General features: G+C 59.5%; 22 protein-coding genes and 1 pseudogene. 16 read left to right on the top strand and 7 right to left on the bottom strand.

Annotated elements, in window-relative coordinates; genetic code table 11:
• Positions 1-724: pseudogene (locus AUR64_RS00915) on the bottom strand (RNA-guided endonuclease TnpB family protein); the annotation flags it as partial.
• Between the two features lie 54 nt (positions 725-778).
• On the opposite strand from AUR64_RS00915, the gene AUR64_RS20810 reads away from it, so the two are divergent.
• The 9 genes from AUR64_RS20810 to AUR64_RS00875 all read left to right on the top strand — a co-directional run bounded on the left by AUR64_RS20810 (position 779) and on the right by AUR64_RS00875 (position 8,605).
• Positions 779-925 (top strand): hypothetical protein, encoded by a 147-nt coding sequence (locus tag AUR64_RS20810; protein ID WP_169794648.1) that lies wholly within the window; start codon positions 779-781, stop codon positions 923-925.
• A 263-nt stretch (positions 926-1,188) separates the two neighbouring features.
• The gene (locus AUR64_RS00910) at positions 1,189-2,226 is read left to right on the top strand and encodes an LLM class flavin-dependent oxidoreductase (protein ID WP_058580069.1); all 1,038 of its coding nucleotides are present in this window, start codon (positions 1,189-1,191) and stop codon (positions 2,224-2,226) included.
• Positions 2,227-2,303: 77 nt separating this feature from the next.
• A complete protein-coding gene (locus AUR64_RS00905) occupies positions 2,304-3,242 on the top strand; it encodes a helix-turn-helix domain-containing protein (RefSeq protein ID WP_058580068.1) in 939 nt (312 codons plus the stop codon).
• 42 nt (positions 3,243-3,284) lie between these two features.
• Positions 3,285-3,698 (top strand): HalOD1 output domain-containing protein, encoded by a 414-nt coding sequence (locus AUR64_RS19705; protein ID WP_058580067.1) that lies wholly within the window; start codon positions 3,285-3,287, stop codon positions 3,696-3,698.
• A gap of 280 nt (positions 3,699-3,978) precedes the next feature.
• Entirely contained in the window at positions 3,979-4,737 is a 759-nt protein-coding gene (locus AUR64_RS00895) for an alpha/beta hydrolase (RefSeq protein WP_058580066.1), read from the top strand.
• A gap of 413 nt (positions 4,738-5,150) precedes the next feature.
• Positions 5,151-6,161, top strand: coding sequence for an NADP-dependent oxidoreductase (locus AUR64_RS00890; protein WP_058580065.1), 1,011 nt, complete (start codon positions 5,151-5,153; stop codon positions 6,159-6,161).
• A 271-nt stretch (positions 6,162-6,432) separates the two neighbouring features.
• Positions 6,433-7,617: a LolA family protein gene (locus tag AUR64_RS00885; protein WP_058580064.1), complete on the top strand. Its 1,185-nt coding sequence runs from the start codon at positions 6,433-6,435 to the stop codon at positions 7,615-7,617.
• Between the two features lie 303 nt (positions 7,618-7,920).
• Positions 7,921-8,292, top strand: a complete 372-nt coding sequence (locus tag AUR64_RS00880) for an ArsR/SmtB family transcription factor (RefSeq protein ID WP_058580063.1) — start codon at positions 7,921-7,923, stop codon at positions 8,290-8,292.
• A gap of 1 nt (position 8,293) precedes the next feature.
• A complete protein-coding gene (locus tag AUR64_RS00875; protein WP_058580062.1) occupies positions 8,294-8,605 on the top strand; it encodes a DUF7521 family protein in 312 nt (103 codons plus the stop codon).
• A 65-nt stretch (positions 8,606-8,670) separates the two neighbouring features.
• On the opposite strand, the gene AUR64_RS00870 is transcribed toward AUR64_RS00875, so the two are convergent.
• Entirely contained in the window at positions 8,671-9,537 is an 867-nt protein-coding gene (locus AUR64_RS00870; RefSeq protein ID WP_058580061.1) for a DUF7351 domain-containing protein, read from the bottom strand.
• A gap of 301 nt (positions 9,538-9,838) precedes the next feature.
• On the opposite strand from AUR64_RS00870, the gene AUR64_RS00865 reads away from it, so the two are divergent.
• A complete protein-coding gene (locus tag AUR64_RS00865) occupies positions 9,839-11,941 on the top strand; it encodes an alpha-amylase family glycosyl hydrolase (protein ID WP_058580060.1) in 2,103 nt (700 codons plus the stop codon).
• A 144-nt stretch (positions 11,942-12,085) separates the two neighbouring features.
• Here AUR64_RS00865 and AUR64_RS00860 read toward each other — a convergent pair whose 3' ends face one another.
• A complete protein-coding gene (locus tag AUR64_RS00860) occupies positions 12,086-12,337 on the bottom strand; it encodes a DUF7542 family protein (protein ID WP_058580059.1) in 252 nt (83 codons plus the stop codon).
• A 192-nt stretch (positions 12,338-12,529) separates the two neighbouring features.
• On the opposite strand from AUR64_RS00860, the gene AUR64_RS00855 reads away from it, so the two are divergent.
• The 3 genes from AUR64_RS00855 (at position 12,530) to AUR64_RS00845 (ending at position 16,149) form a co-directional block, all read left to right on the top strand.
• Positions 12,530-13,684: a cobalamin-independent methionine synthase II family protein gene (locus tag AUR64_RS00855; protein ID WP_058580058.1), complete on the top strand. Its 1,155-nt coding sequence runs from the start codon at positions 12,530-12,532 to the stop codon at positions 13,682-13,684.
• 96 nt (positions 13,685-13,780) lie between these two features.
• Positions 13,781-14,218: a hypothetical protein gene (locus AUR64_RS00850; RefSeq protein ID WP_071391181.1), complete on the top strand. Its 438-nt coding sequence runs from the start codon at positions 13,781-13,783 to the stop codon at positions 14,216-14,218.
• Between the two features lie 1,136 nt (positions 14,219-15,354).
• Entirely contained in the window at positions 15,355-16,149 is a 795-nt protein-coding gene (locus AUR64_RS00845) for an IclR family transcriptional regulator (RefSeq protein ID WP_058580056.1), read from the top strand.
• A gap of 38 nt (positions 16,150-16,187) precedes the next feature.
• Here AUR64_RS00845 and AUR64_RS00840 read toward each other — a convergent pair whose 3' ends face one another.
• Positions 16,188-17,849, bottom strand: a complete 1,662-nt coding sequence (locus tag AUR64_RS00840; protein WP_058580078.1) for an aldehyde ferredoxin oxidoreductase family protein — start codon at positions 17,847-17,849, stop codon at positions 16,188-16,190.
• A 107-nt stretch (positions 17,850-17,956) separates the two neighbouring features.
• Between AUR64_RS00840 and AUR64_RS00835 the strand changes: the two genes are divergently transcribed.
• Positions 17,957-19,336 (top strand): aspartate aminotransferase family protein, encoded by a 1,380-nt coding sequence (locus AUR64_RS00835; RefSeq protein WP_058580055.1) that lies wholly within the window; start codon positions 17,957-17,959, stop codon positions 19,334-19,336.
• A 24-nt stretch (positions 19,337-19,360) separates the two neighbouring features.
• Here the strand turns inward: AUR64_RS00835 and AUR64_RS00830 are convergent, their stop codons facing one another.
• Complete coding sequence (locus tag AUR64_RS00830) at positions 19,361-20,029, bottom strand: hypothetical protein (protein WP_058580054.1); 669 nt, start codon at positions 20,027-20,029, stop codon at positions 19,361-19,363.
• 514 nt (positions 20,030-20,543) lie between these two features.
• Here AUR64_RS00830 and AUR64_RS00825 point away from each other — a divergent pair.
• Both AUR64_RS00825 and AUR64_RS00820 read left to right on the top strand, forming a co-directional pair.
• Positions 20,544-22,172 (top strand): BCCT family transporter, encoded by a 1,629-nt coding sequence (locus AUR64_RS00825; protein WP_058580053.1) that lies wholly within the window; start codon positions 20,544-20,546, stop codon positions 22,170-22,172.
• Between the two features lie 150 nt (positions 22,173-22,322).
• Positions 22,323-23,675: an aminotransferase class III-fold pyridoxal phosphate-dependent enzyme gene (locus tag AUR64_RS00820; protein ID WP_058580052.1), complete on the top strand. Its 1,353-nt coding sequence runs from the start codon at positions 22,323-22,325 to the stop codon at positions 23,673-23,675.
• A 98-nt stretch (positions 23,676-23,773) separates the two neighbouring features.
• Here AUR64_RS00820 and ilvA read toward each other — a convergent pair whose 3' ends face one another.
• Together ilvA and AUR64_RS00810 are read right to left on the bottom strand one after the other, a co-directional pair.
• Positions 23,774-25,069 carry a threonine ammonia-lyase gene (ilvA, locus tag AUR64_RS00815; RefSeq protein ID WP_082230505.1) on the bottom strand — a complete coding sequence of 432 codons (1,296 nt, stop codon included), beginning with the start codon at positions 25,067-25,069 and terminating at the stop codon, positions 23,774-23,776.
• Positions 25,066-26,346 (bottom strand): amidohydrolase, encoded by a 1,281-nt coding sequence (locus AUR64_RS00810; RefSeq protein WP_058580051.1) that lies wholly within the window; start codon positions 26,344-26,346, stop codon positions 25,066-25,068. The genes ilvA and AUR64_RS00810 overlap by 4 nt, the downstream gene beginning before the upstream one ends.
• Positions 26,347-26,428: the final 82 nt, after the last annotated feature.

The following is a 26,428-nucleotide window of genomic DNA, read 5'->3' as shown; positions in this document are numbered from 1 at the left end:
ACGAGAAGCGTTCTTCGACGCGCCACTCAGAAGCGTCTCGCTCTTGGAGTCGCTTGAGCGTCGTGAACATCTCTTTGCAGATTCGCTTGGCTTCTTTCCCGTTGATTAACAGTGGTTTGGTGGGGGTGTCGTGTTGGAGGGCACAGCCCGCAACCAACATCGACTCACCAATATCGAATCCAACCCGAGTCGGGTTCTCGGGGAGTTCGGAAGTGTCCTTGATTTCGTATTCGACGGTAACGTGGAGTGTCCACGTCTTCCGGTGTTTCTGCAAGCGAAGTTCGCCCACTTTGGTACTCGACTCGTCATCGAGCATCTCTCCCCACAACTCCTCTTGGTCGGGATTCAGTCGGAGTGGAATCCAGAAGTTGGTTCCGCGACCGGGTTGCGGAACATTCCAACAGATTTCGTACTCGCGCTCGGAGTCACGGTCGAACTTCCCGGCTCGATTCACGAATCGGAGTGGATGTTCGTCGTCCAACTCTTTCGCGTTGTACTTCTTGTGAAGTTTCGGGACGTAGGATTTGAGGGCGTCTTTCGCTTGGTACGGCAGGTTGTACGGCGTCACCACGTCGTTCGTGGCACTCATCGTCGTGCAACCACTGTCGAACGCCTCGTGGAGTGCCTCTCGGTACTCGGTGAGGATTTGTTGGAGGCGTTGCTCTTTGCACTGTGTGGGGGGTGCGAGCGTGGCTTCCAGCGTCTTGTTCGCGGTTGCAGACACAATACTCTGTACGAATCATACACACTTAAGAGTAACTAATACGTAACACAGAGCATGACGAAGTACGTGAAAATTGAGTTCGATAACGAGGAGCAGTACGAGTCGTTGAAAGAGACGAAAGACCACTACGGGTTCACATGGAAGGGTATGCTACTGAAGGCGCAACGCACGTTGGAGTCCCAACCGAGCGACGAGGAATAGTTAGTTCGGGAAAGTGTCGGATTCCCTCCTTGCTGGAAGATGGTCCGGCCGGTCGGTGTCTCTTTAGCGTGTTCATTACATGTGTTCACGGTGTTCATTCACTGAATTCATTTCCGTGAGGTCCCCCGAGAAAATCGAGATGCGTAGCGGTAGAGGCCAGTTACAGAACGGCTAAGGTTGCCACGGATTTGTGTGCTGTGCAGACTGCCGGCAAACGGTTGGTGAGTGGTAAGTGTTATTCCTCGCAATCGTCGAGGCCAAACGTGGAACTTTCTATCGTCGATTTGTCCCCGGTCCCCCGCGGCGGCACTGCGACAGAGGCGTACGAAAACACCGTAGAGACGGCCAAGCAGGCCGAGAAACTCGGATACTCTCGGTTCTGGGTGGCCGAACACCACGGAATGGCCGACACGCTTGCGGGGACGACACCGGAAGTACTGCTCGGACGACTCGCCGGCGAAACCGAGTCGATTCGACTCGGGTCGGGAGCAGTACTGTTGAATCATTACAGTCCGTTCAAGGTCGCCGAACAGTTCGGTGCGCTGGACGCGCTCGCACCGGGACGTATCGATGCTGGGCTCGGACGTGCGAACGGGTCACCAGCGGCTGACCGAGCGCTCGGAACCGACCGCTACGTCGAGAATCCCGACGAGGACCACGCCGAGAAAATTGAGGCTGTCGTCAACCACCTGTACGACCAGTATCCGGGCGGACATCCGTACGGCAAGTTGCAAATACCATCCTCCAGCGAGGGACCGCCCACACCGTGGGTGCTTGGGTCGAGTCCATCGAGCGCTGCGCTCGCCGGGAAACTCGGGCTTCGGTACTGCTTTGCCGCGTTCATACGCCCGCAGTTTGCGACTCAGGCGTTCGAGGAGTATCGCAGTCAGTTCACGCCGTCGAAGTTAGCAGGGAGCGTCGAGGAACCGAAGGGAGTAGTTGCAGTAAATGCGGTCTGCGCCCCGACTGACGAAGAGGCAGCACGACAGCGAGCGGTGGCCGAAGCGTCGTTCCAGCGACTCCAGCGTGGAGTGGTCGGGACGAGACCGACGGTGGAGGAGGCTATCGATGAACTCGGTGGCGTTCCCGAGCCGACGCCTGCAACGCTGGATGACGGGGAATGGCCCCGCGCGATTTCCGGTAGCCCCGAAACCCTCGCAGGGCTGTTAGCGCAACTATCCGACCGTGTTGGTGTGGACGAACTGATGATTCAACACGTCGTCGACGACCACGAAACCGGACTCCGGTCACACGAACTCTTAGCAGAGGGCATTGGACTAAATCCCCGTGTTCGTGTCTAACTGTCATCTGGTCGGGTCTCTGATTGGCTCGTGCCGCCGGCGGAATTGCTAAATCCGTGGCTTGCCCCCGGTCTCGTATGAGAGAGACGGGCCCGATGACTAGCTTCGACAAAATCACCGATGTGTTTACTCAGCTGCCTGACCCATATGAACCGTTGACATCGGCTGAAGTCGCAGATAGTATCGGGTGCGCTCGTCGGACTGCGCTCAAAAAACTGGTTGCGATGGTGAAAGAGGGACTGCTTCGGTCGAAAAAGGTCGGTGCAAGCGGCCGTGTGTTTTGGAAACCACCCAAAGGCACGGTGTCCAGAGAGACTGCCGCAGTCGGAGCGGATGCGCAAATCGTCGCAACACCAACCTGGGAGTTCGTCTTTCGGTCAGCAAAAATCGCAAAGCCACTGCTAGACGCTGGAAGCGAGGACACGGAGGTAGTCGTTGACGGAATCGTTCGCCTCGACGGGGAGACTCATCTTCAGTACTGGAATGCAAGTGGAATCTCTCCAAAGGACCTACTGGAGATAGAACAGCATTACTCGACTAATTTGGGCGGGCGTTTACTCAGCACTCACGCAGACTCCTGTCGAGTCGAGGTTGTCGGGTCGAACGATTCGCTATTAGCTATCTTCGAAGAACTCGGTGGCCGTCTGAAATCGGCGGTAATCAAAGACGGTACGATCACCATCGATGCAGCACTGCCGTACTCGGTCGACCCATCTTCGATTCTCGATTCAGTGGAGGATATTTACCCCGATTTAGAACTCGTCTCGAAGCGCTTGGTTTACACACCTCGCTTGTTCCGCCAGCTTATCGAAGACGTACTATCTCCGCGTCAGTGGATTGCTCTCCAATCTGCATACTACGCCGGGTACTTCTCGACTCCAAAGACGAGTACGGGCGAACAGATTGCGGCGAGTATGGGAATCACAAAGCAGACATTTCACGAACATCTTCGTTCTGCAGAAGAAACTGTTATCACCTGTATGCTTCGAGGAGACGAAAATCCGAATCCTGACTAGTCAGATGTAGTAGTTAGGTCGGTCCGTCTGGATAATGATTACATGGCCGAGCAGAGTGAGTCAGTGTGTGATACGGTCGCTTCTCAAAGTGGTTTTCAGGCGGCACTCTCTGACCTCGTTTCGGAGTCCGAATCGAACGCCGTCGATATTCGAGGCCACTGGGAAGTCTCTTGGGGAGACGACCAAATCTGGGAGGTAGAGATAACCAGCGTCGACAGTCGCTCGACTACTCGTATCGAAAATAGCGGACATATTCTCACGTCAGTGATTGAGACCGTTGCAGAAAAGAAAGGAGTCGATGCACAGGACCTTCCCGTCCTTTTCGACGTAATCGACCCCGACATATTCGAGGCAGTCTCCGACGAAAGCACGAAGTTACAGTACGATATTCGGTTCCCATACTGTGGATACCAGGTAACGGTCAGTGACAACGGGATCATCACTGTTGACGGATAATACAATCCATCCCAACTTCGTACTCCCGAGATGTCGAATGCCGTCACGAGAACGGTGACGCCACCGATTCGGTCGTGAGTAGCTGGCCTCTTTGCTGAACTGGCTGTGACCGCATTCGTCTGCTGTCGGACGACTGTGTCTCAGCTTGCTCGACTGTGGCAGGCGTATCGTTCGTAAGCAGAGAACAGTCAGGGGCTGTCACGCAATTCGAGACCACGTGTGTGGCGAGTGTCGCTCGCCGAACAAACGTTGATTATCTGCGTGGTACACTGTTCTGAACATGAGTTGGTGGAAGCGAGGAGTTGCAGTCGTGTTTGTGGTATTCATCGTCGGTAGCGCCGGTATTGTAGCCTACTTTTCGACGCCGTATCACGGACCGCAGTCGTCGGTCCAGCAAGTCGTGGATGACTCCCGGGTATCGGTTACGACCGAAGACGGCGTACACGTCCTCGCCCCGGAGGAGACCAACTCCACTGTCGGGCTCGTGTTCTACCCTGGGGGACGCGTCGCTCCTGACGCTTATTACAGCACGTTCGCACCAGTGGTGGCGCGGACGAACGTCACGGTGTTTATCCCGGAGGTGCCGCTCAATATTGCGCTCCTCGACACCGATGCGGCCGAGGGCATTCGGACGCAACGCCCCGGTATCGACACATGGTTCGTCGGTGGTCACTCGCTCGGCGGTGTTGCCGCCTGCCAGTACGCAGATTCACAGGACGTCGACGGACTCGTCTTGTTCGCGTCGTACTGCAACGTGGACGTACGAAACGAGTCGTTTGCTGCCCTCAGCGTCACCGGAAGCGCGGATACGGTGCTGAACCGTGAGAACTACCGGGAGGCGAAGAGTCGATTACCGCCGGAAGCGACGGTCTACGAAATCGAGGGGATGAACCACACACAGTTCGGTTCGTACCGAGGACAGCGTGGAGACTCACCTGCATCGCTCTCGTACGACGACGCACATCAGCGACTCGCTGACGTTCTCGTCCCGTGGCTGAGAAACCACTCGTCGCCTGCTGAGACTGCCGACGCCATCTAGTGACAGTGACAGAAAAGTTCAGTTGCCAAATTTTCTCTGTACGAGCGAATCCGAGGCCGGTGACTTCATCGACGAACCCGGCGGACGGACTCATCCCGGTAGTTATACAATCAGGATGTACAGTGTGATATACGCGCCCAACTGTGGCGTTTCCGGGTGCAACTTGAGGGTGGAGTGGTCGTCCATGCGTTCTGCATCGGCGGCTCTCCTCTTTGACTCCCGAATCGCATCAGTCGATTCTCATTTCTCGAATCCCGCCACTGTATCGCTCTGTCGATTGAGTTACGGTTGTCCGCCGTCGCCGAGATGCTTCACGTCTTGACCGGGAAAACCGAAAACATCGGTTGCTTTCGGTGTCAGCCAAGCCCACCGCTTTCAGAAGCCTCATTGACGAAAATCGCCCGAGATAGAACGTGGAAGACTCAAACCGGAGTTGGTATTTCGCGGAGCGACCGGACGGAGAACCGGATGCGGACAGCTTCGAACTCAGAGAGGAACCCGTTCCGGACCCCGATGCCGGTGACCTTCTCGTCCGCGTCGGGTATCTCTCCGTAGACCCGTACATGCGCGGTCGAATGCGAGACACCGAGTCGTACGCAGAACCGTGGGACGTTGGAGACGTACTGAAAGGTGGAATCGTCGGTGAAGTCGTCGAGAGCAAGAGCGAACAGTACGACGCGGGCGACTTCGTCACCGGACAAGGAACGTGGTCGGAGTACAGTGTCGTCGACGCGGACGACGTCGCCCCCGTCGACCCCGAGGTTGCCGACCTCCCGGCCTATCTCGGTGTCCTCGGGATGCCGGGACGGACGGCGTACTTCGGTTTGCTCGATGTCGGCGAACCCAAGCCCGGAGACACCGTCGTCGTCTCCGGGGCGGCGGGTGCAGTTGGGTCGGTCGTCGGTCAAATCGCCAAACTGAACGGTTGTTACGTCGTCGGATTCGCCGGGTCAGACGAGAAAACGCAGTGGCTTACGGACGACCTCGGATTCGACGCTGCAATCAACTACAAGGACACCGACGACTACGGGGCGGCACTGGACGATGTTGCACCGGAGGGCGTCGACGTCTACTTCGACAACGTCGGCGGCCCGATTACGGATGCCGTGTTCACGAAACTGAACCTCGATGCCCGGGTCGCAGTGTGTGGACAGATTGCCCACTACAACGACGAGGACGTTCCGACAGGCCCTCGAAAGCTGCCGTTGCTCATCGCCCCGCGTGCGAAAGTCCAAGGACTTCTCGTAGGCGACTACGCGACTCGGTTCGGAACCGCAAGCGAACAACTCGCACAGTGGGTGGCGAACGGCGAGATAGCCCACCGCGAGACAGTCGTCGATGGGTTGGAGAATGCACCAGACGCGTTCCTCGGCCTGTTCTCGGGCGACAACATCGGCAAACAGGTCGTCCGAGTGGCTGAGTGACTACCTTGGAATAACACCAATGGGTAGTTGAGGCGCGCTGTGGGCACGGCGACTGCTGCCCGTGTGTCTCATATCGCTGTTTCTTTCGGTTGTCTCGATTCTGATTCTCATCGATAACCGATTGCAGTACAAGGTGAGCGGCTTCTGTAGAGCTGGATGTTCTGGGCCAAATGTCAACGTTCTTTGTTGAATTTGAACGCAGAATGTCCGGAAGTATTTAACCACCTGCTATCCGACACGCAATCGAACTACGGCCCAGCGTTCAACCAGCATGACCAGACTTCTATCCCGATTCAATCAACGGACACTCCTCGTGTTTTTGCTCCTCGCCGTTGCGCTCCCAATCGCTTTCTTGGGGTCGGGGGGTGTGCTCGAGGATTCGAGTCCGTCAGTCGACGCGAACGTGACCGAACGGTACCGCGCCGTCGACACCCTCACTGGAACGCAGACGGTCCTGATACGAACCAACGGAACCGTCACGTCCGAGAACGCGGCAACTGTCACCCTCGTTCCGGGGAGCGATAAGAAACGGGTTCGCTTCCACGACGCCGGAACCCGTCAGTACGACCTCCAGGTCTCGAACGGTTCGACGCTCTGGCTCCACGACACCGAGGAGAACGCTATCGACGCTATCCAACTCTCGAACTCGCCTGCGGAATCACGAACTGGCGCTCGACTCCAGCGACTGTTCGTCGCCGCCGAACTGGCCGACCAAGCAGGCCGGCCACAGTCTATCGGCGTGTCACCCCTGCCGGTCTTGCCCCGACACACGGGCATCGCTCCACAAGTAGACGCGAATCGGAGCTACACCGTCGATTTCGTCGAAATCGACTCTGTCGGCGGGCGTGAGGCGTACGTACTCGACGTCGTACCCACAGACGAGGTGAGTCGTAACCGCTACGAACAGCGACTGTGGGTCGACACCGAACGGTTGTACCCGCTCCGTAAACAGACGGCGTGGACCGACAACGGTACTCAGCGCTCGGTGACGACGACGTACACCAACGTGACGTTCGACACACCGATTTCGACAGATACGTTCCAACCAGAGCGAAACGCCGACACGAGCGTACAGCGACCAAACGTCCCCAACACGGAGTGGTATCGAAGCCGCGCTGACCTGAAAGCACAGAGTTCGCTTTCTGTACCGGACCCGACCATCCCTTCGGAGTTCGAGTTGGTCTACGCCACGCAGACGACGGGCCGTATCGATGGAGTCGGACTCCGCTACGCTGCGGACGGACGACAACTCACCGTCGCAAAGTTCAACCGCACTATCGGCATCGACTCCGACCAGCGCGATGTGACAATCGACGGTCAACCGGCGGCCTTCGATTACGGCCCGACCACCTCGCTCTCGTGGGACTGCAACGGCTACGGGTACAGCGTCCGGGGAACAGACCTCGAACCGGACCGACTGGTCGAAATCGGCCAGTCCGTCGGTTGTAACACGTGAAAGTAGACGAATTTCTGGGTCAGAAACTCGTCGCCGCGTTATATTATCCGATAGCTCATCGATTGGAATGCAATGGGGTCTACCGACCAACCGACGTACTGCCGTCATGAGCAGTATCGTGATGTGCCTTCTGACAGCACGACGGCCCCCATTGCAGTCTCCCCTGACGCACTAACCCCTCCACAGTATCGCCGTACTGCTCTGACGGCCCTATCGTACTTTAGCCCCAATTCGGTCCCCGTGACCGGCCGGGCTTGAAACCCATGGGCCTATTAGTTCGACGAGTAGTCATCCAACCGAAACGTGAGCGATGAACCGACGCTGGGTGAGGTCCTCGATATCCTCAGCGACGAGTACGCCCGGGACATCCTCGCAGCGACGAGTATCAAACCGATGTCAGCACAACAGCTTGCCGACGAGTGCGAGATGTCCAAGCCGACGGTCTACCGCCGGGTGGAACAGCTACGAGCACACCGGCTTCTCGACGAACAGACCAAGATTCGGACCAAGAACAATCACTATAGCGTGTACACAGCCACGCTCTCGGAGTTCTCGCTCCAGTTGGACGCTGGTTCCTTCGAATCCTCCATAGCACGCATCGACGAGGAATCGTTCCCCGGAGAACGCGAAAGCGACACCGCCGACCGCTTCACGAAGATGTGGGAGGACCTGTGAGATGACTACCGCGGCTGCCGTCATCGACTGGGCCATCGTCGCACTCGCGCTCGGCTCGACGCTCGTCGGTGGCTACGTCGGCTACCAAGCGTACCGCGGCTACCGCCGCCACGACAGTCGGACGATGCAGGCGCTCTCTCTGGGCCTGTTTCTCCTCACGGCCGTTGCATTCTCCACCGCGTTTGTGGGGTCTATTCTACTCCACGAAGGCCTTCTCGGGCTACAGTATCAGCAACCGCTCACACTCGTAACGCGACTGTTTCAGTTCCTCGGCGTGCTGCTGATTGCGTACTCGTTGCATTCGCGTGGCTGACTTCCACAACGGTCACTGCTCTTTTCGTTGAAAGCCACACACACACACATACTACGGAATCGACGCTACCGAGGTCGTCGTCTCGCGGTTTCGACGACTGTCGCGGATTCGTCGACCGTGACTTCGAGTATCTCACCGTCTGCTTCGATGGGAACGAGATACCGGAGTGGGTCCGTCGAATCGACCCTGACTCCTCCGTCGTCGAGACAGAAGTCGAAGGTCCAAAATCGGCGCTCGTCGACACGGATACCGTGAGAATCGAGAAAGGTGACGACTGCTGGGTCGGCCAGAAGACGGAGTCCGATTGTCGAACCAGCGGTGGCGCCACAGTCGGTACAGATACTCTGGGCGGCGTATCCAATGTACCAGTCGGGGTCCGGTTCGACACGCGTGTCCGTTCGGCCACTACAGTGCGGGCAAACTCCGCGATGGGCGAGCGTGAAATCCCGCCAGAGACGTCGTGAGTACGCGTCGAGAAAATCGTCGGCGTTTCGCGTCACCCGACCACGCGGTGGGAAGTACCCGTAGTGGACCAGGGTCTCACAGTCGGGGCACGAAAGGCTGAGGTCACCATCTTCGTAGCGTGCCCGGAGTTCGGTATCACAGCGTGGACAGTCCGCTCCCGCGGACTGGTCGACAGATGGTGGCGTGGGACCGAATCGCTCGTCGAGAACGAGGTCGACGGCCTTCGCTCCCGAGGGCGTGAGTTGATACCCGTCGTCCGTCTTTGCGACGAACCGCCCGACGAGTTTGTCGAGGTGGTAGTTGAACCGCCCGCTGTCGTCGAATCCAGCCGCTTCTTGAAGCGTGACGAACCCAAGCGAGTCGGACTGCCAGAGGGCGAGGAGGATGTCGATACGTGCTTCGTCGGCTAACGCACCGAGTGCAGTGGCTGCCGCCTCCCGATTGACGTCCTCGGTTCGCTCGTCCATGCTCGCCGTTCGACGACACTGACCGTGAAACTGTCTCTCTAGCTCTGACGACCCTCGCTTTCGACTCGGAGTGGCCACCTGAAGATTTCTTCACAACGAGGCCTGCAATCGACACCGAACCTCTCCAGAAGCGTCCGAGGTCCCGACTCGGTGGCGACCGGTAGACGGACCGATAGCGACCGTGAGCATCCGCTCGCGCCGCGTTCCGACTCGGAACCGGCGAGACAAGGTGTCGAATACGACACCCGAAATCTGTTCTGCTGACAGTTAACTGGCCCTCCTCCGTGCTCTGGTAGTGACGATGCACCATCCTGGACCGCCGCGGTTTACGACAGTCGGTACCGCAGTCGAACTCGCCCCACGCGACCCCGACCCGACAGCCGAGTACGTCTGGTCGATACTGGAGCAACCCGAAGAGAGTACAGCAACACTCGGCGAGAGTCCGGTTTTGGACTTCGAACCGGACGCGCCGGGTACGTACCGGGTAACGCTCGACGCTCCCGACGGTCGACACGACCTCACGGTTCGCGTGTTCCCCGACGACCGGAGGCTGACCTGTTTGGATTACCCACTCGACGAGTTTCCGCGAGACGCCGACGACTTAGCCGACGTCTCGGTTATCGGTCTGTTCAACGAGCACATCCTCGGTGCGGACCAGCCGACGGTCGAAGACGGTATGGTCGGCGTCAAAAAACGGCTCTCGCCGGGCGTTCACCGGTTCGGATTCTCCGCACCCGGGGCGTTCTGGGTCCCGGGTGGCAACGTTCGCGTACCGGGACCGGGTCGGCCGAAACTCCAACTCCGGGCCGATGTCGAAGACGAAACGGTCGTCGTCTCCGCACAACCTACGGCCGCACCGAAGAGCCAGTTCGAAGACGGTGACCTCACCGTCGAGTTCTACGTCGACGACCGTGACGACCTCAGTCCGGCCGATATCGAAACAACCGAACGGACGATGAAGATTCCCCGTTCCGAACTCGGTGAACGGACACGTATCCACGCTGTCGCGGTCGGCGAGCGTCACAGTGTGCCGGACGTCGTCGACCTTCGGATGCCGGTCGAAGATACCCGAAAAGTCACCGTCGGACGACCGAACGGCCCACCTGAGTGGCTCGCGGACGCGACCATCTACGAGATATTCGTCCGGTCGTTCGCCGGCGAGCGTCCACCGACCACGTTCGAGGAACTCGAACGTCGACTCGCCTACATCGACTCGCTCGGCGTCGACTGTATCTGGCTCACGCCGGTACTTCAGAGTCCGACGACGCACGGCTACCACATCACGAACTTCTTCGAGATGGCCGACGACCTCGGGACACGAGCGGAGTTCGAGTCGTTCGTCGACGCGGCCCACGACCGTGGGATGACCGTCATGTTCGACCTCGTCATCAACCACTCCGACCGCGAACACCCGTTCTTCCAGATGAGCGCCGCCGACGTGCCCGAGTACCGAGACTGGTACGTTTGGGAGGAACGCGCAGACGCGTTTACGCCGGCCGAAGAGCCGAGTTCACGCTCGCGCGGTCCCGGTGAGTCGGACAAACGGGCAGAGCGATATTTCGCTTGGGAACGCATTCCGAACTTCAACTACGGCTCTCTCGCGGTTCGCTCGCACTTACTCGACGTGGTCGACGAGTGGGCCGACGTGGTCGACGGCTTCCGCTGTGACGTCGCTTGGGGTGTCCCTCACGGCTTCTGGAAGGAGACTCGCGAACGTGTCAACGAGAGCCATCCGGAGTTCGGTTGGCTCGACGAGACTGTTCCACACGACCCCGACTATCACGACCAAGAGTTCGACGCACACTACGACACCTCGCTGTACTACGCGCTGCGTGATATCGGCAGGGACGAGTCACCGGCCACGGCTGTTCTCGACGCACTCGACGATATCGAGTCCGCTGGCTTCCCCGACAGCTCAGTCCACATGCGCTACGTGGAAAATCACGACGAGGACCGTTATCTCGACGAGTGCGACGAGGCCGCGCTCCGTGCAGCAGCGGCCACGACGTTCACCTTACCGGGCGCACCGATGATTTACGCCGGCCAGGAACGTGGCATGACGGAGTACCGCGGTCCGATGACGTGGCACGACGGCGATACCGAACTCACGAACTTCCACCGGCGACTCAGTCACGCCCGCGACGAACACGCCGTCCTCCGTAGGGGGGCCGTCGAGCGCGTTGGCTTCGTCGCCGAGTCCGAAAAAGTAGTTGCGTTCGCCCGTGACGACGGTCAGAACCGTGTGCTGGTCGTGCTCAACTTCGGTTCGGAATCTGCGAGGGTAACTCTCGACGAAGCAGTTGGCGACACTGACCTCGTAACGGGTGCCGACGTGACGACACCCGCCGATGACGAGACCGAAGTGACCGTCGACAACGTTCTCGTCTTGGACACGAACCAGTAACCGACGGGAATCGATTTCCGTACGGGAACACGCTCGAAGTTCCGCTCATCGTCGGTGTCCTCGCTATCCTTCTGTCGGAAATATCTGGGCTACTGCGTCGCGTCAGACGTACTCCTAGATTCGATGCAGAGCGCCTGGCAACACTCACTTTTCGCCGTCCGTGTTCTGCCAATCGAGGAGTGCCGAATCGGTGTTCTCACAGCCGGGAATGCCACAGACGCCGGCATCAGCACCTGCTTGCTCGACCCCTCCGGCTACGCGAATGATTCGCCAGTCGACGTCGTGACCGGTCTCCAATTCGTGGTCGTCGAGCGCGACGCGTGCACGCCCCAGATTCTCGAACGATTCTTCGAGCGTACAGTCACGACACGTGACGACGACGTTTCCCTCGCTCATACCGATGATTCGGTCTAGAACGACGAAAGTACACCGGTCCGTTCGGAGTTCACCGTGCAGACGCTGTGTCCTCACACGGGCCGAAAGGGAGTGTGCTGCTTGCTCTGGCAACTCCCGGAGATTGACCGCTCTCGACTCTCGAATACCGTGAGTTATATTTGAGCAAGGCTATATTACTCACGTGAGTACCCGATGACAGCAAACGACGGCCACATTCGGACGACGCACATCGGAAGTCTCCCTCGCCCACCAGAACTGCTCGAACTCCTCAAGAAGCGTCAAGACGGTGAGGATGTCGACGCCGAGGAGTGGGAGACGACTGTTGCAGACGCCACACGGGACATCGTCGAGCGCCAAGTCGAAACTGGACTCGACAGCATCAACAACGGCGAACAGTCCCGCGTCTCGTTCAACTGGTACGTGGCGGGCCGCCTCAGCGGTATCGAAGGCAAGCGCAAGCAGGAACTCTGGGCGGATCTCCAGGAGTTCCCCGACTACGCCGAAGAGACGTTCAAAACGGACGTTATCGACCTCTCGATGCATCCAGTCGTTACCGACGCTGTCGAGTACACCGGACAGGAGGACGCCGAGGCCGAACTCGCGGAGTTCCAAGATGCGCTCTCGGCAGTCGGTGCCGACGTCGAAGAGACGTTCATCACGTCGGCGTCACCCAGCGTCGTCACCGCCACACACGTCAACGACTACTACGACTCATACGAGGAGTATCTCTTCGCCGTCGCGGAGGCGATGGCAGCGGAGTACGAACTGGTCGCGGAAACCGGAATGACGCTCCAAATCGACGCCCCCGAACTGCTCACAGTTGGACATACGGCGGCGTACGCCGATGCACCCTTAGAGGAAATCAAAGGTGCGACACGACTCCACGTCGAAGCGCTCAACGAGGCGCTGGCGAACGTCCCGGAGGACCAAGTTCGGCTTCACACCTGCTGGGGAAGCTACGAAGGGCCGCACCACCTCGACACTGATTTGGTCGAAATGCTCCCCGAGATTTACGAGGCCGACATCACCGGCCTCAGCATCGAGCAGGCGAACCCGCGCCACCAACACGAGTACCGCACGTTCGCCGAACAACCGCTTCCTGAGGGGTGGACACTCATCCCCGGCGTCGTCGACGTGAAAACGAACATCATCGACCATCCAGAGACGATTGCGGACCGCTTGGAGCGAGTCGCCGACGAAGTCGACGATTCGACACCGCTCGTTGCAGCGCCGGACTGTGGGTTCGGCACGCAAGCAGGTCTCGACATGGTCGACCCCGAAATCGCCTGGGCGAAGTTGGAAGCGCTCGTCGAGGGTGCCGAAATCGCAAGCGAGCGCATCTACTGAGGACTGCTCGCAGGACGGTACGTTCGTTCTCTTTATCGCCTCCTCAAATACGCGACGTTCGTCACACCTATCATCAGATATCGAGAATCTACACCAATGACCAACCCCTCCATGTACGCACACTACCAGTCGACGGCTGGTAACCGCTCGGACGGCACGTATCGTGTCGTCGGTATCTCCGACGAATCAGTTACCCTTCTCCGTATCACGGACGCGGATGGAAAGCGCGTCCACACGGGTCAGACGGTTACTGTCGCACGCGACAGCCTCGGTGACTACGAAGTCGTCGACAATCCAGATGAGACGTTTTCGTTCGAGGGGACGGTTTCGTCGGCAGTAGAGGCGCTCTACTGGACCTCCCGCGTGTTCGCTGCCCAACTGCTCACGCACCGACTGTTGTCGAGTATCGCAGTTGCGCTCGTTCTGATAGGGTTCCTCGGAGACGAAGCTGTCCCGCTCCCTGATTTCGCTTCGTCGATACTCGTGCTCATTGGCACGTTGACTCTCGTTTACATCGGAAACGGCCGTCTTTGAGCCATCTCGGTCACGAGTTCAGTCCACAGTCGCTGTTGCTGAGGGCCTCAGATACTGAGTGAACCCCGAGCAGGCTTTTTGACAACGGTTGATAATGATTACCTCCATACATGAAAATCTGGACTGTTTCTCGATTGTTCGCTAACGGCGAACTACTATATTAGAATTACAATCTTTGTGATAATAATATCCGGACCGGATTTTCATTGTGTTAGAATAACTGTTTCAACTCAGGAGGTGGTTGTCTGTGGGCCTGTCCAGAAACCCCGATTTCTGTTATCAGAAATGTGGTTCGTCATTACGTTCTCATTGTATAACTCGAACGATCGCCCTGACACTCTCCTCGGCGATTTGTTGTATTTGCAAACCCGATCACGCTCATGTAGTATTAAGTTGAAATTGACATATCTTGTAAGTTGGTAATTATGCACATCTCATACAAGCCTGATTGCTGTTGCGCCGGTCGTTCACTCGTTTGCCGCCTAAATCACGGATACGGTTCTCTCAGTAGATTGAAAGTCGAGTCCGATCCGAATCGATTGGACCCTGACAGCCGTATTTTCCTTGTCTCTCGCACTGAGGAACCTGCGAAAACGTCGTTCGAGAGTTGTGAACATTTAACACCAAAGAGGGCGCAGCAACTTCCTCTCCCCGATGTTATTCAGTTTTCTCTCGGTTATTCCCGCTAGGAAATGCATCAATCGCAAAAATCGGCACCAGTTCCTGTTGTATGTCACAATCTAGCGCCCTAGATAACAGTACTATGCTTGTTATGGGGACGGAGTGTTGCACGACTTCGCCGAAAGCCCCGTTCGGCTCTTGCGAATTGAGCCTCTTTCTCGGGGGACACACCCGGTTCGTGGTCCAGTATAGACTGTGCTACTGCGTACAATACGCACTGTGGCGTTTTATCTCGTTAGCACGACAGTCCAACGGCACACTTCCGCAGATATTTCGATGCGTATGCTGGTATAAATGTCCGCGTCTCGTAAACAGAGACACAGTTCGATGTACCTTTTGACACTGTGTACGTGTTCGAAGACTGAGTAAACGGAGTCGGGCAGTGACTACGAACACGAAACGGAGATTCGAACACCGTCACAAACAGTTTTGGTGATTCCGTCTGACAGACGGCTATGACAAAGCGAGACACAGGACGGGTGCTCCAGACGACTGCGCTCTCGCTTCGGTTGGTCGACCATATCCTCGAACTGGAGGGGGCAACATTGGCCGAACTCGCGGAGGCGTCGAACCTCGCAAAGAGCACCGTCCACAGCCATCTCACCACGCTCATGAGATACGGGTACATCGTCAGCGAGGACAACCAGTACCGCCTCGGAGCGAAGTTCTGTCACCTCGGAGACTACGTTAGAACTCGAAAGGAGTACCGACGCATCGCGGAGGAGGCAATCGCACACCTCTCACAGGAGTCGCCGCTGGAGGCAGACTTCGCCGTCGAGGAGAACGGTCGAATCGTCTCGCTGTACGGTGACCTCGACTTCACGAACTTCCCACAGTTTCTCGTCGACGGAAGTCCGTTTCACATCCACACGACGGCCTCGGGGAAAGCCATCGTCGCCGAGTTTCCCCGACAGCGAGTCCACGAAATTGTCGACCAGTGGGGGCTGCCGGCCTCTACGGAGCGCTCCATCACCACGGAGGCAGAACTGTTAGACGAACTCCAACAGGTCCGCGAACGAGGCTACGCCGAGACCGACGGAGAAGCTATCGAGGGTCTCTGGGCCGTGGGGAAGGCGGTGAAATCCCCTCGTGGGGAAGTGTACGGTTCGTTGAACCTCTCGGGCCCATCCTACGCTATCGACGACGAGACGAAAGCCGCACAGGTCGAGATGCTGAACGAGGCCGTCGCCACGTTCGAGCGAAAGGTTTCCGAAATGTACGGTGCGCCGTCGAGTGACGAGCGAGACTGACCGTCAACCTGGAGAACGAACTCGTCGACCGTTCGCTGCTACACGGGTACCTCGTCGTCGGGGACGACACCGTCGTTCGTCCATCCGCGTCGGTCGTAGTATTCGTCGAGCGCCGCCTCGAAGTCGGGAAGGTCGTACGGGAGTACGTCGTCGTTGCGGTCGAAACCACGCCGGTTGTTGAAGTGACGTTCGAGCGTGACGATTCGGTCGCCAACTGCGAGCAACTCCCCGAACTCGGCACCGAACAGCATCTCGTATCGCTCGGGGGTCATGAAATCGCGCGAAAACTTGCAGACGACGCCGCTGTCGTTGACCGCCATCTGGTTTTCTTTCTCGATGAGGCGCTGGGGCTTCCCGTCGAGTCCGGTCGGGTCCATCGCGTCGGCTTCTGGGACAAGGGGATACTCCTGCGAGTAGAAGACGGCGTACATGTGGTCGGCACCGCGGTTCGCTACCGCGTACGACAGTCCTTGTCCGTGGAGGACGCGTCCCTCGTGGGCGGCGAAGTCAAGGCCCTTTACCGTCCAATTTTCGACACCCAACTCGTCGTGAACACGGTCGATTCCTTCGGCGAGGTCGTCGCCGACGCCCTCTCGACGAGCGATTTTCTCGACGAGTTCCCAAATCAGCTCTCGGTTACCGAACTCGTCTTCGGCCGCGAGATACGCGGCGATAGTGTTGCCCGCCGAAATAGCGTCGAGTCCGAGTTCGTCGCACAGTTCGTTCGATTTCATCACGTCGACGATGTCGTCGACACCGGCGTTCGACCCGAACGCCATCGCCACCTCGAACTCCGGTCCCTCCGTTTCGACGCCTCGCTCCTCGTCTCTCGTCGGGAGTTTACACGCGAACGCACAGGCCGAACAGGTTCCCTTCTTGTACTTCTTCGACTCGACGGCGTCGCCGTTGATTCCTTCGACGCCCTCGAACTGTTGCTCGGAGAAGTAGTAGGAGGGAAGTCCACCGATTTCGTTGGCGAGGTCCATCACTGCGACCGTCCCCTGCCGTTTCATGATGTGGTCGTCGGTTGCTGCTTCACGGTGAATCTCCATCTGCTTCGATGGAATATCGATATCGGGCGCGGAGTCACCGTCGAAGCTTATCGCCTTCACGTTCTTCGAACCCATCACTGCCCCCAGACCACCGCGTCCGAACGCCCGTTCCCCGCTCGTCATGATAGATGCGAAGCGGACGTGGTTCTCGCCCGCGGGACCAGCAACGGCGAGGTTGTCGACGCCGAGACCGTGCTCGTCCTCCATGTACGCACCCACTTCTGAGACGGGTGCATCTTCGAGTTCCGGTACCGCCTCGAACTCGACGTCGGTGTCAGTGACGTGGACAGCGAGCAACTCGTCACTCACGCCGACGAGTTCGACGGCGGCGTAACCCGTATCAGCAAAATTCCGCGACATGAATCCTCCGGCGTTCGACGAGACCAACCCGTCGGTGAGCGGCGAGACGCCGGTGCAGTTCATCCGTCCGGTGAAACTCATGGTCGACGCTTGCATCGGCCCCGTCGTGAAGAACAGGCGGTTCTCCTCCCCGAACGGGTCGGCATCGAACGGAATCCGGTCGTGTGCGAGTTTCGTGGCGACGCCTCGCCCTCCGATGTAGGATTCGAGTAGCTTGTCGATGTTCTCCGTCCGACTCTTCTTCTTCCCGACGTCGACCGTCAGAAGCGGTCCGACTGTGTGCAACATTACCATGACAGTCCTTTGCCCACCCCCAAATTGGTTACGGACACTGTGTACCGTATCCATGGTAACCGTGGACAATGTTTTTATGACTGTTCCCCATGGTGTCGATTATGACTGCTGGGCCACCGATAGCCGAACTACAGTACGACGACGCACCGAACGTCGACTCCGTTCCGGGACCGAACTCTCGGGCTCTTCTGAAGAAACAACGCGAAATCGACAGCAGCGCGGTGGCGTATCCCGAGGACATCCCTGTCGCGTTCGAGGAGGGAAAAGGAGCAACCGTCCGCGACGTCGACGGCAACACGTACATCGACATGTTCGCCGGTATCGGCGTGTTGAACGTCGGCCACGCCAATCCCTACGTCTTGGAGGCGGTCCACGAACAGGCGGATAAACTCGTCCACACGGTCGATTTCCCCTCGGAGGCCCGCCTCGAACTCATCGAGAAACTCGGAGAGATTGCACCCGGAAATCTCAGCGGCAACAGCAAAGTCGTCTTCGGCGGTCCGACCGGTAGCGACGCCGTCGAAGCGTCCATCAAACTCGCAAAGTACAACACGAAAGGAACGGGTCTCGTCGCCTTCCGCGGTGCGTACCATGGTGCGACGAGCGGCGCGATGAGTATCACCGGCAACAAGAAGTTCAAAGGCAACTACACGCCGCTTCTTCCCGATGTCGTCCACGCACCGTATCCGAACCCCTTCGAGCAGAACAAGAGTCCGCAAGAGGCCGTCGACCACGCTCTCGAAGAGGTACAAGCCATCTTCGAGGACCCCTACGGCGGCCTCGCAAACCCGGCGGGTATTTTCGTCGAACCCATTCAAGGCGAAGGTGGTGTCGTCGCTCCCCCCGAAGGGTTCCTGAAGGGGCTTCGAGACATCGCCGACGACAACGAGGTCCCGCTCGTGTTCGACGAAATACAGAGCGGTCTCGGGCGCTCCGGACGGTGGTGGGCCAGCGAGTGGTACGACGTCACGCCCGACGTGATGACCTCCGCGAAAGCGCTCGGCGGCACTGGCTTCCCGCTGTCGGCGACCATCTACCACGACGACCTCGACACGTGGGGCTCAGGTGACCACGCCGGGACGTACCGCGGGCACGTCGTGGCGATGCGCGCAGGAACTCGCGCTATCGAGTACATCCAAGAACACGACCTGTTGGCGCACGCTCGTGACCTCGGCGAGTACATTCGTGCCCGTCTCAGAGACGTCGGCGAGAGTAACCCGCACATCGCCGAGGTCCGCGGCAAAGGACTGTTTATCGGCGCAGTGCTCGTCGACGAACAGGGACACCCCGACGGTGAGATGGCCGACGCCATTCAGGACTACTGCTTCGAACACGGCGTGCTCATCTGGAAGGCTGGGCGGCACGGCAACGTCCTCCGACTCCTCCCGCCTCTCGTACTCACCGAAGAGTTGGCAGAAACGGCGCTCGACATCATCGTCGACGCAATAGAGTCCGTCACGACCGAGACACAGCGGGTCTGAGTTTCCTTCTCTTTCGACCTTCGCTCAGTCGTTCAGTTCTTCGAGGCGACGCTCACGGTGTTCGGTCGCGGTGTCGACTCGTTCGATGAACTCGGTCATCTGCGCTTTCATCTCCGAGCGGACGTCGGTCGCCGAGAAATCGTCGGAGTCTGCGAGTAGTCGGGTGAATGCGCGGAGTTCCTCGTCGGTGAGTTCGCCGAACTCGCCGTACTCCAGTTTGTCGACGACGTCGTCGACGTCGATTCGACCAACAGGTTCGACGTTGAAGTCGACGGTCACCATCCGGTAGTCGGAGCCGGCGAGTTCCTGTTCGGCTTTGTTCACTCCCCGTGCGAGCATGTCTTTGAACGGCGTGTGGTAACCCATCGTTCCGAGATGGAAGAACGCAAGCATGTCGGTGATTCCCTGTGTGTACGCGTCACGGGCGTCGTCGGGGTCGAACAGCGTCTCTCGGTCCCGGGCTTCGAGATGTTCGAAGAGAATCGTAAAGTCGAGGATAGCGTTCCGGAGGCGGCGTCGGATGCGGTTACGTTTCTGTTTCTTCGAGTGGTCGGTGTAGTCGGTTTTCCGGCCGAGGAGATACTCCCTGTCGCTGGGCGTGAGAATGCCGCGGTCGCGGTCCGCTGAGTAGGCCAAACCGTCGTAGGTTTCCGCGTCGTCGGGAGTGTCCGCGTCGTCGGGGGTGCTCTCCATACACAGTTCGTGTGGATTAACGGAAGTAAGGATTTCGACCTCTGTCTGCCGGTTTCTCGTTCGATGACTCGATTGTGTATCTGGAAACAGGGGTTCAAAATTTGTGTATGCCGCTATCTCGACGCTGTGGGTTCACCACTGGACGTCACTCGAACTCGCTACTGCTCGTCGACGGCCGCCTGCGAGAAGACACACCGACTCTTCGCTTGCCTCGATGTTCGTCACTATTGCTCCAGTGACGCGAGCGTCGCCGCCGTCGATAGGTGGTGTACAGATACTGTATCCTGTGGTCTCAGCAAGGGTAACGCTTAACTGTCTCATTGCTGACTCCCATGCTGTGCGACACCGTATAGCACAGTAAGTGTTCACAGGGGACAGGCTCATGTACGCCAATACCGATACACCCGACAGACCAGACGACGTACAGTACCGTGCCCGACGCCGGCCGGAGCGGGTCGAAGGCAGCGAACCGACTGGGCGGTATCCCGTCCGGTCAGAGAGGAGGTGCTGAGAGATGGCCACTTCCGACGACCAAGGGGCAGTGGCTCAGTTCTTCGACGAAATCGAACCGGTGATTTTCGCGTTCGGTGCGGCTATCACGTTGCTCTTCGTCGCCGCTTTCGCGGTGAGTCCCGACCGAGCGTACGAACTCGTCGACGGCGTCCGTCTCTGGGTGCTGTCGTACTTCAACTGGTTCTTCCTTCTTGTGATGCTGGGGTTCGTCCTCTTTTTGGGCTTCGTCATCTTCGGCCCGTGGGGGAAACTGCGACTCGGTGACGACGACCCCGAGTACAGTTACTTCTCGTACTTCTCGATGATGTACTCCGCCGGACTGGCGGCGGGCATCGTCTTTTGGGGACCGGCGGAAGCACTGTTTCACTACTCGGAGGTTCCACCGCTGTACGGTGCGGCCGCCGAGTCGACGGCGGCGATGCCCATCGCCGTACAGTACTCCATCTTCCACTGGAGTCTCACCCAGTGGTCCTGCTTCACCGTGATGGGGCTGGCAATCGGCTACTACGTTTACAACTACGACGCGCCGCTTCGCGTTTCGGCGGTGTTGACGCCGATTCTCGGCGCTGACAGCGTCAACGGCCCGCTCGGCAAGACCATCGACATTCTCGCCGTGTTCGCAACCCTCGGCGGTGTGGCGACGTCGCTCGGCTTCATCGGCAGTCAGTTCATCACCGGACTGAACTTCCAGTGGGGCATCCAACTGGGCGACATCGGCACCGTCCTCGTCATCACCGGGATGACGGTTATCTTCACCGTCTCGTTGGTGCTCGGTGTCGACCGGGGTATCCGTCGACTCTCGAACTTCAACATGCTGCTGTTCTTGGCTCTGATGGTGGCGACGCTCGTCTTCGGCCCGACGTTCCGTATTCTCGAGCTGTCAACGCAGGCTGTCGGCGGATTCGTCGGCGAGTTCTTCCGGATGAGTCTGTACACGCAACCGGGCGTGGCGGCCGCCGAGAAGTGGGTGAACGAGTGGACCGTCTTCTACTGGTTGTGGCCGCTCGCGTGGTCGCCGTTCGCCGGTCTGTTCATCGCCCGCGTCTCCCGCGGGCGCAGCGTCCGCGAAGTCGCCTTCGCCGGCATCGGCGCGACGTCGATGGCGACGGTTCCGTGGTTCGCCATCGTCGGTGGCTCGGCGGTCATCATGCAGAACTCGAACACCGCGTCCCTGCTCGGCCCCGTCAGCCAGTACGGCGAGTCCGTCTCGGGCTACGTCCTGTTCGGGTCGCTGCCCATCGTCGGGCCGCTGCTGCTGTTCGCGTTCCTCGTTCTCGTGACGACGTTCTTCGTCACGTCGGCGGACTCCTCGACGCTCGCGGTGTCGATGATGACGACCGGTGGGAAGGAGCATCCGTCCTCCATCAACCGCATTTTCTGGGCGGTGCTGCAGGGACTCGTCGCGTCCATCCTGATGGTCGTCGGCGGCGTCAACGCACTGCAGTCGGCGGCTATCATCACGGGCGCACCGTTCGCGCTCGTCTGTCTGGTGGCCGTGATTGGCCTTATCAGGACCTTCCAACAGGAGACGGGTGGTGTGCTCTTACAGGAACGGACGCGGTTCCTCGGTTCACCGAAGAAAGACAGCACCGTGACGCCGGGGAAAGTCGCCGGGCAGGACGACGACTGACGGAACGAAGTGGCGGGCCGTCTCCTGCCCAAAACCGCGTCGAAAACAGCCGCTGTCGGCTGTTTTCTGCAGTATTAGCGACTGCTGACAACCCACTGATTCGTCTGTTCGATACCAACTTTTAATGTATGGCATACACGTTCTTTGTGTATGGATAGGGATACCGCGGAGCCCGACACAGCTGCGCTTCCCGGACCCAACGCGCGCGACTGGATAGAGTTCCACACGCGACACGCCGCACCGAGTGAGTACTCCCACGAGTTCGTCTGGGACGTGACCGCCGACGCCGACGGCCCGTTCGTCACCGACGTCGACGGCAACGTCCTCTTGGACTTCACCTGCCACATCGGGGCAGCGCCACTCGGCTACAACAACGAGAAAGTCGTCTCGAAACTCCGCGAGTTCGACCTGGTCGAACCGATGAAGATTGCCGGTCAGGACATGTACTTCGGCGCGGGGCCGAATCCCGAGACCACCGAGTTCCCGGTCGCAAGTCATCTGATGGAGAAGCTCGTCGACGTGTCGAGTCAGTATGGGATGGACACGGTGTTTCTCTCGAACTCCGGTGCGGAGGCCGTCGAGAACGCGATGAAGATAACCCACGACCATAGACCGACCGCGAAGTACGCCTACGCGTTCGAGGGAAGCTTCCACGGCCGCACGCTCGGAACGCTGTCGCTCACGTTCTCGAAATCGGTGTACACCCGTCACTACCCCGAAATCGCGGGCGTCAAGACGATTTCGTTCTGCGACTGCGCGGCGTACGACGACTGCGACTGCGGGTTCGCTCGGAACGACGGCTCACAGTTGCGGAACGCACTCGAACCAGAAGGCGGCCACGTCGACCCCGACGAGGTGGCCTTCGCTATCCTCGAACCGATTCAAGGCGTTGGCGGCTATCGGTTCCCGAACGAGGAGTTCATGGCCGAGGTGGGTGACGTCTGCGAGACGTACGATATCCCGCTCGTCGTCGACGAGATTCAATCGGGCGTCGGTCGGACGGGAGAGATGTGGGCGTCGGACCACTACGACATCGAACCCGACGTCATTGCAAGTGCGAAAGCTCTGCGCGTGGGAGCAACCATCTCGAAGCGAGACGTCTTCCCCGAGGAGAAAAACCGCCTCGGTTCGACGTTCGGCGGGGGTGACCTCCTTGGCTCGATGCAGGGTGCGTTCACGCTCGAAGCTATCGAGGAACACGACCTCCTCGGAAACGCGACCGAGCGTGGCCGTCAGGCCAAGGAGATGCTCCGCGACGAGGTTCCCGAATACGTCGACGATATCCGTGGCAAAGGGCTGATGCTCGCCGTCGAGTTCGACACGAAAGAACGCCGCGACGCCGTGATTCAGGCGGCGCTGAAACGCGGCTTACTCACTCTCGGCTGTGGGAAGAAGACGATTCGGCTACTGCCACCGCTGGACGCAACCGAGCGCGAAATCGAGATGGGTGTCGGTATCTTCACCGAGGCGATAGACGACGTCGCCTCGAAAGCAGTAGCTTGAGACGCGTAGTCGAACTGACTGGGGCGACCGGGAGGTCGGAACGGTATCCAAGACGGCCGACGACGACACTGTAGTTAGCACGTCTTCCGGTTCGGGTCTCATACGCGAGTATCGAGGCTCTTCCTCGCAACGCTGACGCCATCCAGTTCGTCGAGTGCCTCCACCACCTCGTACAGATGGTCGGGACCGCTTCCCTCGACGGCGACACGAACCGGCGTCCGGTCGAGGTCGTCGGCCGCCGTACGTCGGGTGCGTTCGACGGCGTCGAGTTCCGCTCCCGCTCTCTCGACGGCGCCGGTCACGTCGCCGAGCACCGTCGGCCAGTCATCGAGTTCGAGGGTGACCTCGACGTACCGGCCGAGTCGTTCGAGTCCCACCCGACAGAGTTCGGCGTGGTCGGTGAGGTTCGTGTTTCCACCGGAGACGACCGCGACGACTCGCTCTCCGTCGACGTCGACCGCTCCCGAGAGCAGTGCCGCGACCGGGGCCGCACCTGCCGCCTCCGCGACCGTCTTCGCCCGTTCTGTGAGAAGCGCCATGGCGACGGTGATATCGGCGTCGCTCACCGAGACGACGTCGTCGACGCGTTCGCGGACCACGGCGAACGTTTTCTCCAACAACCGGGCGTCGGCGATACCTTCGGCAACGGTGTCGACTTCCGAGAGCACGTGAATTTCGTCATCTTCGAGCGAGGGTTTCGCGTGTGCTGCCCCTTCGGGTTGGACGCCGACGACGCGGATGCTCGAATCGTACGCTTTCACCGCCGTTGCAACCCCCGAAATCAGCCCACCTCCACCGATGGAGACGAGCACCATGTCCACGTCGGGGTCCTGTTCGAGCAGTTCGAGACCGACGGTCCCCTGTCCGGCGATGACGTGCTCGTCGTCGAACGGGTGGACGAACGCCAGATTCTCCTCTTCGGCGAGTTCCAGCGCGTGCTCGTAAGAGCGCTCGTACTCACCGCCCTCCACGACGACCTCGGCCCCGTAACCTCGTGTCGCTTCGATTTTCGCCGCCGGCGTCACCTCCGGGACGACGATGGTCGCCTCGATATCCAGCAGTTGCCCGGCCAAAGCGACACCCTGTGCGTGGTTGCCGGCACTCGCGGCGACGACACCACGTTCACGCTCCGCTTCCGAGAGTTGTGCCATCGCGTTGTACGCACCACGAATCTTGAACGACCCCGTCCGTTGGACGTTCTCCAGTTTGAGTCCCACGGCGGCGGCCCCGCTTCGCTCGGCGAACGTCGTCGACCCGTCGAGCGGCGTTCGATGGACAACGTCGCCGAGACGTTCGTGGGCGGCTTCGACGTCGGCGACCGTAACGATATCGTCGGCCGTGCATCTCCCGTCGGGCGACTCGGAGTCGTCAGAATCACCCGACGGCGAACTCACGGTCCGTCCTCCGCAACGGCGAGAATCGAGTTCGTGAGTACCTCGACACCGGGTTCGAGGCTGCGTTCGTCGACGTCGAACGTCGGCGTGTGGTGGCTCGTCGGGTGGTCGGTGCCGACGATGAGATACGTTGCGAGTCCCCCATCGCGCTGGACGCGCTGCATGAGAAACGTCGCATCCTCACTCGCGCCGAAGTCGGCGGTGGGGACGACGGTGTCGATACCTCCGGTTTCTCGGGCGATGTCGGCGACGACGTCGACGAGTTCGGAGTCGCTGTCAGCACGTGGACTCTCGCTTGCGACGGTAACGTCCGCTTCACAGCCGTGCATCTCCGCAGCCGTCTCGAACCGCTTCGTGAGTTCGTCTTTAGCATACTCCATCAACGCCGTCGTTTCGCCGCGGGCCTCGGCGATGGCTTCGACGCCCTCTGCGATGATGTTGCTCGCCGTCCCACCTTCGACTCGTCCCACGTTGACCCGAGTCATCCCGTCGGCGTGTCTCGGAATCCCGTAGACGTTTCCGATGGCGGTGCCGAGCGCCTGAATCGCGTTGTCGCCGTCCTGCGGTGCTTTCCCGGCGTGTGCGGACGTGCCTTCGATGGTAACCTCGACGTGACACATCGCCAGTGGTCGCACGATGCCGGCGACGACTTCGCCGGTCGGGTGGTCTAAGCCGACGTGGGCGGCGAACAGGTAGTCGAGTCCCTCGGCGTACTGGCTTTCGGCCATCGGACAGCCGCCGCCGGAAACCTCCTCGGCTGGTTGGAAGAACGCGACGAGTCGGCCCTCGAACTCGCTGTCTTTTATCGCCTCTACGGTGGCGAGACCCCACGTCATGTGGGCGTCGTGGCCGCAGGCGTGCATCGTCTCGCCCGTCTCCGAACGAAACCCCTCCGCGGCCGGCAAGTGGTCACCGTCGTCGGACTCCTCGATGAACAGGCCGTCGATGTCGACGCGGAGGCCGACGGTCGGTCCCTCGCCGCGGTCGAGTACGGCGACGACGCCGGTGTTGCCTCCCGCCATCTGTTCGAGGAGGTCGTCGTCGACGCCGTGGTCGCGGGCCCGGTCGTACCACGTCTCCACACGATGTTCCGGCGGGACGGCCATGCGGTCGTCGGGGTCGTACGCCTCCGGTCCGACCGCGAGTTCGTCGACGCCGATGGCCCGAAGTTCCTCGACCAGTCGGGCGGTCGTCCGAAACTCACACCACCCGGGTTCCGGATGCCGATGGAACTCCCGTCGCAACTCGCTCAGTCGCGCTCGTACAGACTCGGCCATGCGCTAGTGTGACAATGACCACGCACTTAACTCTGAACGAACCCTGTCGGTACCGGTCACACGAAAAGCTAAGTCGAGGACT

The organism is Haloprofundus marisrubri, from assembly GCF_001469955.1.
Taxonomy (GTDB): Archaea; Halobacteriota; Halobacteria; order Halobacteriales; family Haloferacaceae; genus Haloprofundus; species Haloprofundus marisrubri.
The sequence above is the reverse complement of the archived record's forward strand: the minus strand, read 5'-3'. Positions and strand labels throughout refer to the sequence as shown.

What these genes read in the sequence shown, in the direction of transcription:
- AUR64_RS20810 (WP_169794648.1), top strand. Translation starts at nt 779, where the DNA reads ATGACGAAGTACGTGAAAATTGAGTTCGATAACGAGGAGCAGTACGAG.
- AUR64_RS00905 (WP_058580068.1), top strand. Translation starts at nt 2,304, where the DNA reads ATGAGAGAGACGGGCCCGATGACTAGCTTCGACAAAATCACCGATGTG.
- AUR64_RS19705 (WP_058580067.1), top strand. Translation starts at nt 3,285, where the DNA reads ATGGCCGAGCAGAGTGAGTCAGTGTGTGATACGGTCGCTTCTCAAAGT.
- AUR64_RS00895 (WP_058580066.1), top strand. Translation starts at nt 3,979, where the DNA reads ATGAGTTGGTGGAAGCGAGGAGTTGCAGTCGTGTTTGTGGTATTCATC.
- AUR64_RS00885 (WP_058580064.1), top strand. Translation starts at nt 6,433, where the DNA reads ATGACCAGACTTCTATCCCGATTCAATCAACGGACACTCCTCGTGTTT.
- AUR64_RS00875 (WP_058580062.1), top strand. Translation starts at nt 8,294, where the DNA reads ATGACTACCGCGGCTGCCGTCATCGACTGGGCCATCGTCGCACTCGCG.
- AUR64_RS00870 (WP_058580061.1), bottom strand. Translation starts at nt 9,537, where the DNA reads ATGGACGAGCGAACCGAGGACGTCAATCGGGAGGCGGCAGCCACTGCA.
- AUR64_RS00865 (WP_058580060.1), top strand. Translation starts at nt 9,839, where the DNA reads ATGCACCATCCTGGACCGCCGCGGTTTACGACAGTCGGTACCGCAGTC.
- AUR64_RS00860 (WP_058580059.1), bottom strand. Translation starts at nt 12,337, where the DNA reads ATGAGCGAGGGAAACGTCGTCGTCACGTGTCGTGACTGTACGCTCGAA.
- AUR64_RS00855 (WP_058580058.1), top strand. Translation starts at nt 12,530, where the DNA reads ATGACAGCAAACGACGGCCACATTCGGACGACGCACATCGGAAGTCTC.
- AUR64_RS00850 (WP_071391181.1), top strand. Translation starts at nt 13,781, where the DNA reads ATGACCAACCCCTCCATGTACGCACACTACCAGTCGACGGCTGGTAAC.
- AUR64_RS00845 (WP_058580056.1), top strand. Translation starts at nt 15,355, where the DNA reads ATGACAAAGCGAGACACAGGACGGGTGCTCCAGACGACTGCGCTCTCG.
- AUR64_RS00840 (WP_058580078.1), bottom strand. Translation starts at nt 17,849, where the DNA reads ATGTTGCACACAGTCGGACCGCTTCTGACGGTCGACGTCGGGAAGAAG.
- AUR64_RS00835 (WP_058580055.1), top strand. Translation starts at nt 17,957, where the DNA reads ATGACTGCTGGGCCACCGATAGCCGAACTACAGTACGACGACGCACCG.
- AUR64_RS00830 (WP_058580054.1), bottom strand. Translation starts at nt 20,029, where the DNA reads ATGGAGAGCACCCCCGACGACGCGGACACTCCCGACGACGCGGAAACC.
- AUR64_RS00825 (WP_058580053.1), top strand. Translation starts at nt 20,544, where the DNA reads ATGGCCACTTCCGACGACCAAGGGGCAGTGGCTCAGTTCTTCGACGAA.
- AUR64_RS00820 (WP_058580052.1), top strand. Translation starts at nt 22,323, where the DNA reads ATGGATAGGGATACCGCGGAGCCCGACACAGCTGCGCTTCCCGGACCC.
- AUR64_RS00810 (WP_058580051.1), bottom strand. Translation starts at nt 26,346, where the DNA reads ATGGCCGAGTCTGTACGAGCGCGACTGAGCGAGTTGCGACGGGAGTTC.